The 18436-nt window shown below is 28.4% G+C and carries 15 protein-coding genes and 4 pseudogenes; 6 read left to right on the top strand and 13 right to left on the bottom strand.

Annotation, left to right across the window (positions count from 1 at the left end):
• Window positions 1–48: 48 nt before the first annotated feature.
• The 7 genes and pseudogenes from bpSLO_RS07245 to bpSLO_RS07275 all read right to left on the bottom strand — a co-directional run.
• Window positions 49–249: a variable large family protein gene (locus tag bpSLO_RS07245; RefSeq protein WP_432432504.1), complete on the bottom strand. Its 201-nt coding sequence runs from the start codon at window positions 247–249 to the stop codon at window positions 49–51.
• Between the two features lie 280 nt (window positions 250–529).
• A complete protein-coding gene (locus bpSLO_RS07250) occupies window positions 530–1177 on the bottom strand; it encodes a Vsp/OspC family lipoprotein (RefSeq protein ID WP_246990193.1) in 648 nt (215 codons plus the stop codon).
• Between the two features lie 120 nt (window positions 1178–1297).
• Window positions 1298–2359: a variable large family protein gene (locus bpSLO_RS07255; protein ID WP_246990175.1), complete on the bottom strand. Its 1062-nt coding sequence runs from the start codon at window positions 2357–2359 to the stop codon at window positions 1298–1300.
• A gap of 197 nt (window positions 2360–2556) precedes the next feature.
• Window positions 2557–3165 carry a Bdr family repetitive protein gene (bdr, locus tag bpSLO_RS07260; protein ID WP_246990176.1) on the bottom strand — a complete coding sequence of 203 codons (609 nt, stop codon included), beginning with the start codon at window positions 3163–3165 and terminating at the stop codon, window positions 2557–2559.
• Between the two features lie 331 nt (window positions 3166–3496).
• Window positions 3497–3949: pseudogene (locus bpSLO_RS07265) on the bottom strand (variable large family protein); the annotation flags it as partial.
• Between the two features lie 285 nt (window positions 3950–4234).
• Window positions 4235–4873 (bottom strand): Vsp/OspC family lipoprotein, encoded by a 639-nt coding sequence (locus bpSLO_RS07270; protein ID WP_348648867.1) that lies wholly within the window; start codon window positions 4871–4873, stop codon window positions 4235–4237.
• Between the two features lie 135 nt (window positions 4874–5008).
• A pseudogene (locus tag bpSLO_RS07275) lies at window positions 5009–5194 on the bottom strand (variable large family protein); the annotation flags it as partial.
• A gap of 257 nt (window positions 5195–5451) precedes the next feature.
• Between bpSLO_RS07275 and bpSLO_RS07280 the strand changes: the two are divergent.
• The 4 genes from bpSLO_RS07280 to bpSLO_RS07295 all read left to right on the top strand — a co-directional run bounded on the left by bpSLO_RS07280 (window position 5452) and on the right by bpSLO_RS07295 (window position 8458).
• Window positions 5452–6543 (top strand): plasmid maintenance protein, encoded by a 1092-nt coding sequence (locus bpSLO_RS07280; RefSeq protein ID WP_246990177.1) that lies wholly within the window; start codon window positions 5452–5454, stop codon window positions 6541–6543.
• A 9-nt stretch (window positions 6544–6552) separates the two neighbouring features.
• Window positions 6553–7113: a DUF226 domain-containing protein gene (locus tag bpSLO_RS07285; protein WP_246990178.1), complete on the top strand. Its 561-nt coding sequence runs from the start codon at window positions 6553–6555 to the stop codon at window positions 7111–7113.
• Window positions 7089–7850 (top strand): ParA family protein, encoded by a 762-nt coding sequence (locus bpSLO_RS07290; protein WP_246990179.1) that lies wholly within the window; start codon window positions 7089–7091, stop codon window positions 7848–7850. Before bpSLO_RS07285 ends, bpSLO_RS07290 begins: the two co-directional genes overlap by 25 nt.
• 71 nt (window positions 7851–7921) lie before the next feature.
• Window positions 7922–8458, top strand: a complete 537-nt coding sequence (locus bpSLO_RS07295) for a chromosome replication/partitioning protein (RefSeq protein ID WP_246990180.1) — start codon at window positions 7922–7924, stop codon at window positions 8456–8458.
• 1598 nt (window positions 8459–10056) lie between these two features.
• On the opposite strand, the gene bpSLO_RS07300 is transcribed toward bpSLO_RS07295, so the two are convergent.
• Window positions 10057–10203: a hypothetical protein gene (locus bpSLO_RS07300; RefSeq protein ID WP_246990181.1), complete on the bottom strand. Its 147-nt coding sequence runs from the start codon at window positions 10201–10203 to the stop codon at window positions 10057–10059.
• A gap of 143 nt (window positions 10204–10346) precedes the next feature.
• Here bpSLO_RS07300 and bpSLO_RS07305 point away from each other — a divergent pair, with 143 nt between their 5' ends.
• Both bpSLO_RS07305 and bpSLO_RS07310 read left to right on the top strand, forming a co-directional pair.
• Window positions 10347–11426, top strand: a complete 1080-nt coding sequence (locus tag bpSLO_RS07305; RefSeq protein ID WP_246990195.1) for a variable large family protein — start codon at window positions 10347–10349, stop codon at window positions 11424–11426.
• A gap of 117 nt (window positions 11427–11543) precedes the next feature.
• Window positions 11544–11729 carry a hypothetical protein gene (locus bpSLO_RS07310; protein ID WP_432432505.1) on the top strand — a complete coding sequence of 62 codons (186 nt, stop codon included), beginning with the start codon at window positions 11544–11546 and terminating at the stop codon, window positions 11727–11729.
• Between the two features lie 808 nt (window positions 11730–12537).
• Here the strand turns inward: bpSLO_RS07310 and bpSLO_RS07315 are convergent.
• From bpSLO_RS07315 to bpSLO_RS07335, 5 genes and pseudogenes are all read right to left on the bottom strand, one after another.
• Window positions 12538–13056: a hypothetical protein gene (locus bpSLO_RS07315; RefSeq protein WP_246990182.1), complete on the bottom strand. Its 519-nt coding sequence runs from the start codon at window positions 13054–13056 to the stop codon at window positions 12538–12540.
• 392 nt (window positions 13057–13448) lie between these two features.
• Window positions 13449–14512: pseudogene (locus tag bpSLO_RS07320) on the bottom strand (variable large family protein).
• A 222-nt stretch (window positions 14513–14734) separates the two neighbouring features.
• On the bottom strand, window positions 14735–15157 hold the full coding sequence (gene bdr, locus bpSLO_RS07325; RefSeq protein ID WP_246990183.1) for a Bdr family repetitive protein: 423 nt from the start codon (window positions 15155–15157) through the stop codon (window positions 14735–14737).
• Between the two features lie 311 nt (window positions 15158–15468).
• Window positions 15469–16192: pseudogene (locus bpSLO_RS07330) on the bottom strand (variable large family protein).
• 1206 nt (window positions 16193–17398) lie between these two features.
• Window positions 17399–18328 (bottom strand): P12 family lipoprotein, encoded by a 930-nt coding sequence (locus bpSLO_RS07335; protein ID WP_246990184.1) that lies wholly within the window; start codon window positions 18326–18328, stop codon window positions 17399–17401.
• Window positions 18329–18436 lie beyond the last annotated feature (108 nt).

An 18436-nucleotide genomic window follows, 5' to 3' on the forward strand; every position in this document is an offset into this window, starting at 1 on the left:
TAAACTTATCAACTACTTCCTTTATCTTTGGATAGTTACCATTCGTAGCTACTTCTGTCTGTAATTTCTTTTAACTGTGTTCATAGTTGTCTCAATATCAGTGAAATACTTATCAATATCAGATTTCTTAGTGTCAGCCTTAATGCACAAAACACCAGCAACCATATCAGAAAGGGAAGTAAAAACATTTAAGAACCCCTTACCTAAATTAGCAATAGAAGTTAAGAATGTGGTCTTAGGATCTTCCATCTTAGTACTACCACTCCCACAGCTAAGAAATAAAAATAAGAAATATAAGTTATTATTAAATGATAAAACAAATTAAAATCAAAGCATAAGTATAAGTCTAAAAAATAAAAGAAATCTTAAAGAAGTCTAATAAAGAAGTAAAGGAAGTAGATATAGAATAAAAAAGGAAAATAAGCTAAGAGAAGCAAACTCCTAGCTTATTATTTATAGACTTTATTTTATCAGATAATTACGATTGATTAAAAAATAATCTTATAATAAATAATTAACTTGTTTACCCTTAGTTAGATTTAGCAGAAGATGCTGACTTAGCAGGAGTTGTAAGCTCCTTAATTGCAGCTGTTACTGCATCTTCAGCAGATGTTAACAATTCATCAATTGCTGTGTTCAGTGCAATAAGTTCTGTAACTCCCTTGCTTTTATCACTATTAGTTCTAAGTATAGCTTTTTTTGTGTCATCATCAGAAGCATCTTTTTTGCCAAGCTCGGTATGCCCATCTTTCAATTTATTTAAGAATGCTTCAGATTTACTTTTAACCTCAGTAATCTTGGTTTTCAATTCATTAGAAATTTCACTTGTTGTTTCCAATACCCCAACTTTAGTTTTTACAGCTGATATTACACTATGCACTCCAGCAATTAACGACCCATTTTGACCAGCTTCAGCATCTAACCCCCCATCATTTTTAATTTTCTTACCAATAGCTTTAGCGAGCTCATCAATAGACTTAACTAAGGTATGAACTTCTTTAACACTCTTAGCAAAAGCAACAACCTCTGTTATTTTCGAACTTACTGACTTTAAATCAATAAGAGTCCCATCAGGTTTAGCCGCTTGTCCATCTTTAGGAGAAGAAGCTGAATTATTACAAGACATGAGTAAAAATAAAGTCATTAATAACGCACAAAAAGTAATTCTTTTCATTATCACGTGCCTCCTTATTACTCAAGGGACAAGATATAGCTAAAAGGAAAACAAATCTCATGAAGAGAGAAGAGTTTTCCTCAAATGACTTTATTTAGTTATGTATGTTTATTAATAATTATTTTATTGTTGTCCACTAGTTGTTGCTTCTGCAGGTGTAGTAGAATCTAAAGATTTATCTTCTTGTGTAACTGAATCTAGTGCTTCACTAATTGACTTTAAACCAGTATCAACAGTATTTCTTATTGCTATTATTAGAGTACTTAAAGTCTTACCAACAGCACTAGCAACAGCACCATTTATTGCATGAGCGGATTTCTCTTCATTTTTAGCAGCAAATTTACCATCTTTAGCCATTGCTCGCAGTGCAATACCAGCAGCAATAACTGCGTCCTTTTGTGCTGCTGCCTCCTTAATTTCTTTTTTACCATTAGCAGCCGGAGCAATAGCAATCTCAGCTGCATCTGTAGCTTTTTCAATTCCATCAGTATTATTAGCTTTAGGATCTTCTTTGGATTTAACAATAGCTTTTAATATATCAGCCCCAGTCACTGCTCCAATGCTAGCTGATGCCTTTGCAATATTTTCTTCTTTGGCATCATCTTTACTACCATCAAACAACTTACCAATATCCTTTTTATCATCTTCTGCAGTTTTAGTAGCCTCTGCACTCCCTTCATTGTCTTTTAAAACCACTCCAACAATAGTTTTAATCCCTTTAACAAGGGCGTTCACACTTGCAGTATCAGCCGGTGCAGCATCCTGACCAGTAGTAGGAGCACTACCAATCTTATCGTCACCAATAGCCCCTTTAGCTGCTGTTTTAGCTCCTTCTGCGATCTTGTCTAATGTGTTAGTGATAAACGTATCAACAACAGATTTAATTTTTGAGTAATTACCATTAGTAGCAACTTCCTCTTGTAACTTCTTTTTAACTGTGTTCATAGTTTTTTCAATATCAGTGAAATACTTACCAATATCAGATTTTTTAGTATCTGCTTTAATGCCAAAAGCCCCAGTGATCATATCAGAAAGGGAAGTAAAAACATCTAAGAAACCCTTACCTAAATTAGCAATAGAAGTTAAGAATATAGTTTTAGGATCTTCCACCTTAGCACTACCACTCCCACAGCTAAGAAGTAAAAATAAAGTCATCAATAATGCACTTAAAGTAATTCTTTTCATTATCACGTGCCTCCTTATTACTCAAGGAAGGAAAGATGGTTAGCAAGCTTCTAACAAAATAAAAACAGTAAATAAAGAACATAGATGCTTTAACATTTCAGATACTGTGTGTGATTTAACAATTAATGAAGTCAAATTGTACTTAAAATTTTAGTGTTTTGTAAAAAAACAATTGATATATTATCAAATAAATAAATTTACTTTACTAATAATGACATTAATGCTAAAAATATTCCTATATTAAGGGTAATAAGGGTACCAAACATCCAACCATGCAGTCTTGATGAACTCTTAAATTCTGATGCGGTTTTATCAAGTTTACTATCAAGTTCCATTTTATTAATCTCTATATCTTTTCTAACAAGAGAAATTTCATTACTAACAGATGCAATATCAGACTTTAATTCATTTCTAACAATATCTATCTTATTATCCAAGTCTTTAATGTCAGATTTTAACTCATTTCTAACAATATCAATCTTTACATTTAAGTTACTTTCAACAGAATCTATTTTATTATCCAGCTCATTAAATTTAATGTCTATCTTATTATCAAGCTCAGTTTTAACAGAAATAATTTCAGATTTTAAACTACGCTCTAACATCTCAAACTTAAGATTAAAATTACTCTCTAAATACTCAATATCTTTATAAGTCAGTTCATTACGATAATATCTTTTAGAGAGATCATTTGCAACAAAATCTTGCATACCCATCTTTACAAATTCTTGATATATAATCTCCTCTGTAATATGCCCATTAAAAATTTGTGTACTAGCAACAGAATGTAGTGATGAATCTTGCATAAAATCTCCTTATATAATTATTATATAATATCTTAAGTATTATAGGAACTTTATGTTAGTAAAATGTGATTTAAGAAAGTCCCTAAATTTAACATAAATGTTTAATCTATTTTCTTTAGTTTATCAAAAAACTCAAATGCAGTCTTACCATCAATCTGTTGTTAAAGGATTGCTATCAATACTCTTTAGACCTGGATACTATTACAAATAGTAAAAAAAGGAAAACAATTCTTATGAAAAGAGAAATAGTTTTCCTCAAATGACTTTATTTAGTTATGTATACTTTATTGACAATTCTTTACTGTTTTTTTCCACTAATTGCTGTAGGTGTAGTAGCGCCTGCATTCTCCTCATTCTTTTTTAGAACTACATCAACAATAATTTTAATTCCTTTAACTAGTGAGTTGACACTTGTAGCATCAGCAGATGCAGGATCCTGACCAGTTGTAGGAGCACCACCAATAGCATCACTACCTTCAACACCTTTTGCTGCAGTCTTTGCTCCTTCAGCAATTTTATCTAACGTGTTAGTGATAAAAGTATCAACGACTGTTTTAAGTTTTGAGTAATTTCCATTAGTAGCAACTTCTTCTTGTAACTTATTTTTAACAGATGTCATAGTTTTTTCAATATCAATGAAATACTTACCAATATCTTCCTTTTTAGTCTCAGCCTTAATACCAAAAGCACCAGTAATCATATCACTAAGAGAAGTAAAAACATCTAAGAACCCTTTACCTAAATTAGCAATAGAAGATAAGAATGTGGTTTTAGGATCTTCCGTCTTAGTACTACCACTTCCATAACCAAGAAGTAAAAATAAGCAATAGAAGTTATCATTAAGTGATAAAACAAGATAAAATCAAAGCATAAATATAAGTCTAAAAGATAAAAGAAATCAAAGAAATTAAAAATAATATTAATAAGTATAATAAAGTATTAAAGCAAATAAATAGAAAATAAGCTAAGAGAAGCAAACTCCTAGCTTATTATTTATAGACTTTATTTTATAAGAAAATAACGATTGATTAAAAAGTAATCTTATAATAATAAATTAACTTGTTTATCCTTAGGTGTTAGAAGGTTTAGCAGGGGTTGTAAGTTCCTTAATTGCAGTTGTTACTGCATCTTTAGCAGAAGTTAACAACACATCAACTGCTGTGTTCAATGCAATAAGTTCTTCAGCTCCTTTATCTTTAGTACCATTATTTACATCCAAAGCTTTTTTTGCATGATCATCAGAAACATCTTTTTTACAAAGCTCAGAATCTCCCTTCACCTTATCTAAAAATGCTTTGCTTTTCGCCTTTACATCATCAAGCTGTGTCTTCAATTCAGCAGAAATACCATCTTTTTTTCCTAATGCTTCCACTTTAGTGCTTACAACCGATATTATACTAAATGCCCCTGCAATTAAGGCTCCATTATTATTACCCCCAGCATCAGCAGCAATAGCACCAGTGTTTTGAGTCACTTTATTTCCAATACCCTTAGCAAACTCACCTACTGACTTAACTAAAGTATGAACTTCTTTAACATCTTTAGCAAAAGCAACAGCCTCTGTTATTTTTGAACTTACTGACTTTAAATCAATAAGAGTGCCATCAGATTTAGCCGCTTGCCCATCTTTAGGAGAAGAAGCTGAATTATTACAAGACATAAGTAAAAATAAAGTCATTAATAACGCACAAAAAGTAATTCTTTTCATTATCACGTGCCTCCTTATTACCGCAAGGAAACAAAATATAGATAAAAGGAAAACGGTTCTTATAAAAAGAAAAGTTTTCCTAAAATGACTTTATTTAGTTATGTATTGCTTACTAATCCTATTTAGTCCTGATTCTTAGTTCTTCTTAGCTTCAGGAGGCTGATTATCAAAAGTTAACGGAGTATCAGTAGAATTAATTTTCATAACTTCTTTAACTTCCTTAAGCCCTATATCAATAGTTTTTCTTATAGCAATAGTCAATGTATCTAATGCCTTAATAACTGTACTTACTGCTGCGACCTCTACTATTTTCTTTGCATCAGAAATAGCTACAGTACTACCATTAACAATTTACCTGCGCCGTCATTATTCTCTATGCTATTACCATCTTAAGCTTTTTTATTATCCTCTCCTCAGGATTTCCTTCGTCTTTAAGTAAGAGATATTACCAATTAACTCACCAATATACCCTATAATATATTTACTAAAAATATTTTTATTATAAATGGGTTTACTTTTTAACGGGTATTGCACTATGATAAAAGATAATAATTCAATAACCAACACAGGAGATTTAAATGAGGAACACAAAAAAATTTACAAACAAATACCAACACAAATTAATAGTTTTAATATCAACACTAAATTACATGAACTTAAAGTTAAAAAAATACACTCAAAATGACATACTTTATTATTTCAATAATAATATGAAAAACAATGACCAAAAACCTATCAAACTTAAAACACTACAAAGTTATCTTTATAAATTAGAAAAAGAATTTCAAGTAACAATTAATTATCATAGACATTTGGGTGTTAACATGGGAACTGAAATTCACTACAAACTTAAATACTCTAAAAAAGAATGTTACTGCATAATCAATAAGCAATTTAGAGAGAAAAAAGAGGAAAGACATAAAAAACGTGTTAATGTATATCTTGAAAAAACTTGCATTAAAAATAGCAGTGTAGAAAAATGGGAGTGTTATTATAATAATTGTAATAAAGAGAAGAAGAAAGACATAAAACTTATAGAAAAACTCCAAGTAAAAAAATACATCAGAAAATGCAACTTTAAATCAGACATACTCTATTCTATTTTAAATTTAAAATTAGAAAAAAATATTACGATTAAAGTATGTAAAATTATTAAAAGAACCGAAAATTTAATTAAAAACAGTATATACAAGAAAATTAATGGTATTAAATCGAAAAGAAGTAAACAGCAAGAAATAAGTAATATCTTGAATGAAACAAGGATTAGACTGGAAAACGAAGGATATAACAGTAAACAGTTAGAAACACAAATACAAGAAGTATATGAACAATATAAAGACAAACCCCACTTTATCATAGAGAATAACAAGTACAATGACTTAAAGAAAATAATAGGAAATCTTAAGAAAACAGTTGAATATACTAATAGGAATACACAAGAAAATAAAAAAGACATTAGAAATAACGTATTTAGCATACTTCTTGAACAATTAAGACATAAAATAGACAAATCGATTTTAGTATCAATATTGAAGGATTATTTAAATAAACAGGATAAGTTAACATACAGCAAGGTACTTAATAATTATTACTATCATGAACTTTTAGAGTTGATAAATAATAATATAGGTTATTTAAAACCAAAAAAACTTGAGATAATCACCAGTTAAGGATTAGTTATGGAGAGTATATTAGAACGCTTAAAAAAAAAGGAATCAGAAATTAAGAAAAAAAACAACAGGAATCTTTTCGTAAAAGTAGAAAAAATTAATAACAGGACAATATATCATACAAAAATAATGAAAGATTTGTTCTCTTTTGGAATTAATAAAAACCAAAAAGGTAAATTTTTTGTTTCTTTTAGGGAACTTTTTAATCAAGAAAAAATAGCAGTGTTTAATCTATTTTCTTTAAGAGATGATGATAAATTTTTGGGCATATCTTATTGGTATAGAAAACCAATACAAAATATTGTAACAAGATATGAAGAGAATGGTATCATGAAAGCGTCTACATTTTCAAAAGTTTATTACGTAGAGTTTAGATTTAAGAAAGGTAGTGTTTTTTGTTATATTGGAGAAATTACTTATTTACTTAGAAAGGAAAAAGCTAATAAGAAATATTATGAATCTTTAGTTGAAAGAATGATCAATTTAGAAAAACAAGTATATGAATTTTATGGCAAAAAGCTACCAAATGGAGGGATTATAAATAAATGGATAGAAAAAAACCAGAAATAATCACAATTGCTAATATCAAGGGTGGTGTTGGAAAAAGCATTTTAACTATTATTTTTAGTTATATTTTAAAAGATGCGGGCAAGAAGATTTTAGTTATAGACTTAGATCCTCAAAATAGTTTAACCAGTTATTTTATGCAATATATAAAAAATTTAGAGGTGAATAATGTTTATGAGTTTTTAAGAGAAAATACAAATTTAGATTTTAGTAAATATTTAAACAAGATAAATGATAGAATGTATCTTCTACCTTCTCATCCAAATTTACATCTTTTTAATCAACAAGTTGATTCGTATAAAGTTCTTTCTTTAAAACATAGGTTAAAAAATTTTTTAGTTAGTTATTATTTTGATTATGTTTTGATAGATACTCCTCCTAATTTAGATTCACTTTTAGATAATGCTTTACATGTTACAGATAAGCTCATAATACCTATTCAGGTTGAGAGATTTTCGGTTGAAAGTTTGTCTATATTGATGAAATACATTTCAAAAATTTCTATTTATATAGATAAAGACATTGATATATCAATAGTAGAAAATCAGTTTATGAGAAATAGAAATACTTTTAAGGATATAGAAAATTCAATTCAAGAAAAATATGGTAATTTTATTAAAGGAAAGGTTCATTTTTCCAATAAAATAAAAGTTTTTACAAATAACTTACAAGAGCCCAGTTATAAGGAGCTTTATTATCAAGAATGTGCAGAATGTTTAAATAATATATTAAGAATTTAAATTTAATTTTTATAGTTAATGAGAACAAAATCGTTCGATATCGAACGATTTTGTTCTAAGGAGTTTTGCAAGTGTCAAAAAATATAATTGTTTTAAATGATAGGGAAAAGGGTTTGATGAGCATTTCGCAAGAGGAAGAATATGAGAATTATAAGTTCGCTTTAAGGAAAAGTATGATCAATGATATTGAAAATAAAATTCAAATAATGGAAATTTTATACAATATAAAAACCAAAAATCTTTACCTTATTGACGGATATAAAAGTTTTGAGGTGTTTATCAATAAATTTTTGATTAAAAAAACACAAGCATATTCATATTTAAAAATATATGAACATGTATTAAGGGGTGATTTAAGTATAAATGATATTAAACAAAGGGGAGTAGTAGATGTTTATAAAAGTATCAAATCAAATGAAGTTACCAGTAAAAAATCGAAAAAAAATCCAATAAAGCCGTTGCGTTTTCAACTTAAAACAGAGCAAGCATATGAATTTTATAAGAAAAATTCTGAATTTACAAGTTTTCTTTTAGAAGAGATTTTTAGTAATGAAGGGAACATTTTAGAACAGTTAAAAATCAGATATAGAAATTTAAAAAACAATTGATTTTATTTGATTTTTAATGTATTTTAATATTAATTGTGTGGGCATTTAAATCCCATCCTATGTTGGTCAAGCTTAAAAGTTTTTAAGCCTTTGTTAACAATTCTCAAAAAGATTTGCTAACAAAGGCTTAAATTTTGACTTTCAAGTTTAATAGTGCAATATTTTTTGTATGATAAAGCCATTTTTGTTAATAATGTTGTAGGTTTTTAGTTTTTGACTTATTATGATAAATAATCAACATAGAATGTTAATAATGTAAAATACAATCAATATAATAAGTAAAATGAATTTAAGTAATATTGTAGAAGTATTGAAAATATATAAGAATATGATATGATGTGAGACCCTTTTGATAGTTTAGAGATAATAGATATATTTTTGTTATAATCATAGAATGATAAATCTAGTATACTTGATTATTTTGGAGGGAAATCAAAGCTTGAAACTATAGAGTATTAGATTGGCTTACTTAATAAGTATTTAATAAAGAGAGAGTTTAGTTTGGAAGTAATAAAATATTTTGTCATCTTTTTAATATAAGAAAAGTCTAAATATAGTTAAAGGTAACCAAATCTTTTTGGATATGTAGTTATTGATGAACCTTTTAAGTATTCTTTGCCAGTAAATACAAACTTCCTATTTCATGAGAAGAAAAGTTTCTTTAAGGGGAGGCTTTCTTATATATACTTAATTTTGTAATTTTGAATATTTTTTGTACCTTATTTGAGGTGATAGGTTTAATGAGTTTAATATATTCTTTAAATAGATTGATATTAAACATCAAAAAATATAACATAGCATCGGTTATTTGCTTGGTTTTGAGTTAGGATATGTCAAGAGATTTATATAGATATTTGATAGTTTTTGGAAATTACATAAAAATGTAACTGAAGATGACCTTAAAATGAAATTATTTTGCAAAGTATTTTCTCTTCTAAATCGTATAGGTTTAATGGTTTTTGTAAGTATTCTCTGCAAAATTTAATTTCTTCTCCTCTATGAATCAATTGTTTACTTGATGCATTACTTTGACCATTTTGGTAATAAGTTTAATTTATTTTTTATAAGGTGTTTTTTGCTTTACTATTTTAAATCTCTTTTTTTAAATATGCTTTCTTAATTTCATTATGATGAGTTATCATCATTTTTATTATTAAATTGACTTAAACTATTAATTAGTAATGCCGGCATTAAAATAAAATTGATTTTTTCATAACAAATCTCCTTATTTTTATTGCTAATTTACTGTAAGTTCTGCTACATGATTTTTCTTCTGAAAGCTTTATTTTAAGATATTCAAATATTCCTTTATTAGTATTTTTGTAGGACATACTGTTCATAATACCTTTAAAAAACTGTTCGATTTATAATCAATAGCATCATTGATATATTGAGCAAAAATTTTATCATTGTCTTTTTCACTTCTTTTTTTTTGTTTGTATTCGTTAAGCCAGTCAAGAAATTTTGTGTATTTGCTCTTACTTTCATCTTTGCATCCACCAATTTAATTTTGTAATTATTAATTACCTGATTCAATGCATGCTTTAAATAGCTAAATTTCTTCTGCTTATCATCAGATAGAGTAAATTTTTTTCTGTTTAGTCAGTTTTATTTGGTAATTTATTCAAATTCCTCTTAGATCTATTATGTGGCTGAGCATCAGTAGGTTTTATACTTATATTATATAATTTGCAACAGTTCAAAAGTAATGTGCTGAGAAGTATTAACCTTGTAAGTTTACTCATATCAATTCTCTTATCTTTGTAATTTAAACAATATATAGTAATTCTTATTGTGATGTATGAGTTTTTGTGAGTATTGACTTGTTTTGTAAAAATTATTCCTTTTTTAACTATTTTGCCCTGATGAGGTAATAAGGAGGCACGTGATAATGAAAAGAATTACTTTTTGTGCGTTATTAATGACTTTATTTTTACTTCTTAGCTGTGGAAGTGGACAACTTCAGGCTGAGAAATTGGCTGCTGAGAGTAAGAATACTTTCTTAGATTCATTAGTTAAGATAGGTCATGGGTTTTATGAGATTTTTGGTATTTTTGGTAATGCTATTGGTGATACTTTTGGATTTACAGCAGTTAAATCGGGTGACAGGAGAAGTAAAGTTGGTGAACACTTTGAGACTATAGGAGATGGGCTTACAACTACTAAGAATAAGTTAAATGAGCTATCAAATAAAATATCTGAGGCAAAAAATGCCAATAACAGCACAATTGAAGCTGTTAAGAGTGCAATTAAAGGTGCAAATGATGTCTTTGAAAAACTAATTGCTGCTTTAACTAAACTTGCTGGGGTTGTTAAGGAGGCTGGCGATACTAATATTGGTGATGCTAATAATGCTGGTGCTGCAGTTGCTGCTGATAAGGATGGAGTTGACACTATAATTAAAAGTGTGAATGCAATTATTGAAGTAGCAAAGAAATCTGAAGTAGAAATCAGTTCTGGAGATGCTGGTGGACCAGTAAATAATGATGCTGGTGCTGCACCTGATGCACTTGGTGGAAATGCTCAGGCTGCTGCAGGTTCTGGTCCTAAATTGGTTGATGAGGTGACTAAAGCTGATCCATGGGCTATGATTGATAAAATAAAAGATTCTACTACTTCTGGTCTTGTTGCTGCCAATAATAACAATGCTGGACAACTAGTTACTGGTGCTGCAAATGCTAATGGTGCTAAGGCAGCTACTAATGCAGACTTAGCTGCTGCTGTTGCTCTTAAGGCTATGACTAAGTCTGGTAAATTTACTCAACCTGCTGCTAATGAAGATGGAGCAGTTAAAGCCGCTGCTGTAACTGCTGTAAATAAGGTATTAGGGATACTTGATTTTATAATTAGAAAAACAGTTGCAAGCAATCTAGATAAGATAAGAGAAGCTGTTAAGGGAATACAGTACTCTGAAACTACTACTGAGTCAACTGAAGCTAGTTCTACTCAACCTGCTGCTACTAAATAAATTATCTATTTAAATAATCTACTAAATAAAGTCATTTGAGGAAAACTTTTCTTTTTATAAGAATTGTTTTTCTTTTATTTATGTCTTGTCCCTTGAGTAATAAGGAGGCACGTGATAATGAAAAGAATTACTTTAAGTGCGTTATTGATGACTTTATTTTTACTTCTTGGTTGTAGGAGTGGCAGTACTAAGACGGAAGATCCTAAAACCACATTCTTAAATTCTATTGCTAATTTAGGTAAAGGGTTCTTAGATGTTTTTACTTCCCTTTCTGATATGGTTGGAGGTGTTTTAGGTTTTTAATACTACTACTAAAAAGTCTGATGTTGGGAACTACTTTAAAACTATTTAGGATACTGTATAAGGCACTAAGATATTCTTTGACAAAATTGTTGCTGACATGAAATCTGGAAATAATTCTAATGCTGAGGCTACTTAGACTAGTGTTAATGAATTAAATTCTTTTAAGAAGTAAGTATATATAATGTATTTTAATTGAAGAAGATACATAGTTTTAGTATTATATAAACATTATTTATACGGGTATATGAGTCTAGATAGTTGTAATTTAAAGAGGGATGAATAAAGGTTTTCATGAATTAGGATAAGGATAAGTTATAGTTTTAGATTTTGCTTGATTAGTACTATAAAGCAGTCTTATATGAAAAATTCAGTATTTACGTAAAGGAAATAGAGAAATTTACTTACAGCGGTATATAATATTACATAGATTTTTACATAGCAAACATGTTTGGTAGTTGCTATTAAATAGATTCATATTTGAAATTTATTGATTTAGGAAATGATTTGAAGTTATGTAACTACCTTTATGAAGCTAAGTTACTTGAAAGTATTAGGTATGGTGTTTGATTGAATTAGAGAGTATTTAGAAAAAATAAAAACTTTTCATAAGTTGAATCAATTTTATATATTTTTTAGTTTTTAACAACTTAGATAAGCTTAAGAAAGCTCTTTTTTTAAGCTATTTGGGTATTTGGGCTACAGATAAGTAATTTGCTTGTTTATTTAAATTTGATTAAATCCATAAATTATTTAATTTGTATAAGGTGAGTCTTTTGGTTTTGTAAAGACTCACCTTATACAAGACTTTCTATGATATAGTCTTGTTATTTTGAATATCGAAAGTTGATGGTATGACACTCCAAATTTGCCACCATGAAGTAAATGTATTTACAAAGAAAAAATCACTTGATTGATCGTCAATTTTTTTAATCTTTTTATATATCATTTGAAGTAATACTTTAGTTTTTTTGTTACCAAGTTCGTTGAATAACTCAATTACATTTGTTGCATTATAGGTGTAATTCATATGATCAATAAGATGTTTAACTGATGCTTCTTTTAATTTTCTTAAAATATTTTGATCTTTAAGTGATATTATGAAGAAGTTAAGGGCTTGTTTTTCATCTCTATTTAAGTCTAGTTTTAAGATTTCATTATTAAATTTTTTCTCAGTCATAATTGCACTGGTATTATAACCTTTAGTATTAGTGTATTTATTTTTGTGTGTATTTAGATCACAGTTAAGAAAAGTGAAGATAGCTAAAAACATAGTATATATATTTGATATATTATTGATTTTTTTAGTAAAAAGGATCATTTTGTTCATTATGTTTTTCCTTGAAAATTTTTTTAAAAAAAATATATAGCAATACTTTAAATTAGTCTAGAAAAAAAGACTTTTCAATAAGTAAATAATGGGATTGTTATTTTATATTTTTTAAAAATTTTATTTCTTTATCTTTTATTCAGAAATAAGTGATAATGAAGAATAAAGTTTTGAATGTCTATTATATACCATTTCAGAATATTGATTTGATAAAGTTCAAATATAATTAAAGTTTAATTAGTATAGGTCCTTCATTAAATATTTAAAAAAAGTAAGTAAGTAAATTAAATAATAAAGTCATTTTAGGAAAACATTTCTCTTCATGAGAAATGTTTTCCTAAAATGACTTTATTTAGATCTTTTAATTAGGTAATTTATTCAGTAGTAGCAGGTTAAGTAGTACTAACTTCAGTTGCTTCAGTAGTAGTCTCTGAGTACTGTATTCCCTTAACAGCTTCTCTTATCTTATCTTATCTAGATTGATTGATACTGTTTCCTAATTATAAAATCAAGTACTCCTAATACCTTATTTACAGCAATTACTGCTGCTGCTTTAACTGCTCCATCTTCATTAGCAGCGGGTTGAGTAAATTTACCAGACTTAGTCATAGCCTTAAGAGCAACAGCAGCTGCTAAATCTGCATTAGTAGCTGCACTGCCGGCAGCATTATTGCCATTAGTAGCAGTAGCTAATACTCCGGCTTCAGAATTAGCAGCAGGGACAGCAGGTGCAGTAGCCTTAGCATTCTTAATCTTGTCAATAATTGCCCATGGATCTGCTTTAGCAATTTCATCTGCTAGTTTAGGTCCAGCATTAGCACCAGCTTGAGCGTTATGAATTAGCGCTTTAGGTACATCTCCATTAGCCACCTGATCCACCAGGATTTCCAGGCCTGATTTCTATGCCAGAATTCTCTGCTACATCAATAATTTTCTTTACATTGTCAATTACAGCTTTTACACTATTTTCATCAGCACCTGCAGCATTATTATCAGTCGTTGCATCACCAATATTAGTATCGCCAGCTTCTTTAGCAACCCCAGCAAGTGTAGTTAGAGCAGCAATTAGTTGTTCAAAGACATCATTTGCACTGTTAATTGCACCCTTAACAGCTTCAATTGTGCTGTTATTGGCATTTTTTGCTTCAGATATTTTATTTGATAGCTCATTTAACTTATTCTTAGTAGTTGTAAGTCCATCACCTATAGTCTTAAAGTGTTCACCAACTTTACTTCTCTTGTCATCAGATTTAACAGCTGTAAGTCCAAAAGTATCACCAATAGCATTACCAAAAAAGCCAAAAATCTCTTGAAATCCTTGACCTATTTTGATAAGTGAATCAAAGAAAGAAATTTTAGATTCAGCAGCCAGTTTCTCAGCTTGAAGTTGTCCACTTCCACAGCTAAGAAATAAAAATAAAGTCATCAATAATGCACTTAAAGTAATTCTTTTCATTATTACGTGCCTCATTTTTTACTAAGGGGGGCAAGATGCTTAACAAGCTTTGAACAAAATAAAAACAGAAAATAAAAAAATAGATACATCTTTACTTAAAAAGGCTTCTGGAAATGTAACAATGCTCAAAGATAAATTAATATTAATAAAATAATTTATTGGTTTTGGTAAAAAAATAACTAACATGTAATCAAATAAAGCAAAGGTTTAATTAATTTAAATTCATTTATTTAACAATGAATAGACTATGGACATTAATGTTAAAAATATTCCTATATTTAGGGTAATAATAGTTCCAAACATCCAACCATGTAGTCTTAGTATACTCTTAAGTTTTGATGTAGCTTTATCAAGTTTACCATCAAGCTCCACCCTATTAATTTCCATATCTTTTCTAACAAGAGAAACCTCATTTCTAACAATGTCAATCTTATTATCAAGGTCTCTAATATCGGCTTGTAAGGTTACTTTTACCTTTTCAAGCTTAAGGTTAAAAGTAGTCTCTAAATACTCAATATCCTTGTAAGTCAGTTCATTCTTATAATATCTATAAGATAAATCAATAGCAATATCTTTACTTATACCAGCTTTAGTAAGTTCATTGATGACCATTTGTTGAGTAACTACTGGTTGTGCAAGTCCCATAAAACACTCCTTATATAGGTATAATATAATATTTAAGTATTATAGGAACCTTCTTTTAGTAAAATGTGATTTAAGAGAGTCCTTAAATCTAACATAAATGTTTAGTCTATTTTTTTTAGTGTATCAAGAAGCTCAAATGTAGTCTTACCATCAATCTGTTGTTAAAGGATTCCATCACTACGCCTTAGACCTGAGTATTATTACATGAATATTATTACAAGATATAGATAAAAGGAAAACAATTCTTATGAAGAGAAGAGTTTTCCTCAAATGACTTTATTTAGTTATGTATTTGTTATTAATTCTGATTATTAACTTTTAGTTTCAGAAATTTGCTTATCAATAGTTACAGGAGTATCATTGGGATTAATTTTCATAGCTTCTTTAACCTCTTTAAGGCCTAAGTCAATAATTTTTCTTTATTGCAATAGTTAATATATCTAATGCCTTAGTTATTGCACTTACTGCTACTCCCTCTACTATTTTCTTTGCATCAGCAGCATTACTTCCATTAGCAAATTTACCGCCTTTAGTCATCGCTCTTAATGCTATCCTTCCTGCCATAACTGTATCTTTGGGAGCAGCAACACCGGAAGCAGCAATACCAGCAGAATTCTTAGCTAACTTAGCAGCATCACCAATAGCCTCACTAGCAGTCTTAGCTCCTTCAATTATTTTACTAAGTGTTTCACTCACTAGTTTTTTTACTGCAGCACCTGCAGCCTCTGCATTAGGATTATTTTTAGATTTCATGTCAGATACAATTTTCTCAAGGACTGTCTTAGTAGATGAAACAGTATCATGGACTCTCTTAAAGTATTTCCCTATATCAGATTTTTTAGTATTAGTATTAAACCCTAAAACCCCTCCAACCATATCAGAAAAGGAAGTGAAAACATCTAAGAACCCTTTACCTAAATTAGCAATATAAGTTAAGAATACAGTTTTATGATCCTCAGCTTTAGTACTACCACTCTCACAACCAAGAAGTAAAAATAAAGTCATCAATAACGCACAAAAAGTAATTCTTTTCATTATTACGTGCCTCTTTATTACTCTTACAATTCTTTACAGTATCTTTACCGTACTCTTAGAACTTAGTTATCTCTGTAATACGAGAATATTAAAGACATTTTGACTTATACCCCCCAGAAATAATAGCCCTACTAATAAAACTATTTAGCATCATAAAATCGCTTAAAATCAAAAATTCTTACAAAATATGGTTTAAACTATCAAATAATCCATATAACAAACACCATATTATTGATAATATATTAAAGACAACCATTTTTTATAGCAATGTAGAAGTATCATCAAGAAATTTATTCTTTAAAAGAAAGCATAGAAAATCAAGAAAGACTAAAAAACAACTAAGAAAAATTAAATGTTTTTACTTGAGGAACTCTAAGAGTTTATCAATATTTTCAACTGATATGTAAAGCACTAGAAATTGGAATTATCTCTCCATAAGACAATTCACAACTTTTCAAAATATAATTTTTAAAACTTATAGTAATAATAGACACAATTTTTCAATAATATCAAGAAATATACCAACATACTCACGCATGTCTTTTAATGAATGTTTCCTAAAATTTTTTGATTAATTTAACGCCAACCTCAATTTAATAAAATGAAAAAGATTTTTTAAATCAATCTACCAATACTATTCAGTATATAAAATTAAGGGCAAAATTATTTTAGAAACTTCATTTGAAACATCATAGTTTATCATATTTTGATATAGTTGTTAACAAAAACTTTGACTTTTCTTTAAATCATTTATTGTAACATGAAATTTGAATACTAATTGTTCAAATAAATTTGCATGTTCATTTTTTATTAAAAAAATCGATAAACCCATTATCTTCTTTAATATTCTAACTACAATATGAAATTCTTATAAAATCCTTGCGACTTGAATTATTCTTACATCACTATCTATACAATCAATAAGCTTAAAAAAAGTTTTGTTTACACTTTATATCCTTGATTCAAGGATTTTTCTTTTTCGTTCATACTCAAAGCATGTACCCCTTAAATTTTCAAAATAATTTACAATAATAATCCTTATACATATTAAAACCTTTAAGATGTACAAGTCAATAGTTAAATTTAAAAGGTAATTATTTTTAGAAACTTATCTAAATAAAATTTAAGAGAGCTCATTTTAACAGAAGACTCTCCTTTTCAAACATTAGTATTAGAGAGTATCTTTAAGTACCTTTACATGATCTTTTACCATGAAAGATTCTCTAGATACGATTTCGCTTCTTTAATAAGTTTTTCTATATCTTTCTTCCTTCCCTTTGCTTCACCTATCCTTGAATAAGATTCTATGTGTTTTAGAGAAATTTCTGCATCACTTCGTGCAATTCCGGATAATTGTGCTGGTACATAAGATAATCTATGCCTCCAATTTGTTGAATTCTCTAATCTTTTGATAATAGCTTCCTTTAAAGTTTTTTGTGCTCTCTCAAAAAATTTTTCTGCAGACCATATATCTTGTATTGCAATATCAATTTCATTTATAAGTCTCTCAAAATTAGAATATTCTTCCCTTAACCAACTGTACCAACGATTTAAACTCTCTATATCCATTCTATTTTTCCTAAATCTATTTCCTAGACTCAATCCTTTGAAACTTCTTTTCTCTTGGAGTTTTGAAAGTGTATTATACAAATCGACTTTTAGTCGTTCATATTCATCTTTAAGCTCACGTGAATTCTCAATTAATTGCTGGAATCCAGAACCTTTAAGAATACTTTCTATATCTTTAATTGCCTTGTATGCTTCCTGTTCTACTTTTGTACTCGGTATTAAATCCTCTTCTTTTATCTCTATTTTTTTTCGAAAAGGATAGTATGGATAATTTTGAAACACTGGAATCTCTGCATTAACAGGTGTTAAGGGAACTACAGGAACTACTTCCATGTCTGATATCACTCCTACACGCTCTTCAATATTATTGATAATATCTGCTTGTTTTTCTTCACCTTCTTGATTTTCTTTTATCGAGTTTAAATCTTTTTTATCTTTTTTATTTTTTTCTAAATTTTCTAAACAACTTTCTCTTGATTTGACTAGCAATTCATTCAAGACATTAAGATCACATGATAGCAAACACAATAATGTTAACATACATACTGCCAAAACATTCTTTTTCATATATCTCTTTCCTAAGTTATAAAATTACTAAAACATTAAACTAAAATAATTATTAGCAAAGGTATACCATTTATCTCAAATATCAAAATAAATTTCTAAAAATGCTAC

Origin of the sequence: Borrelia parkeri (genome assembly GCF_023035815.1) — a bacterium.
Lineage (GTDB): Bacteria > Spirochaetota > Spirochaetia > Borreliales > Borreliaceae > Borrelia > Borrelia parkeri.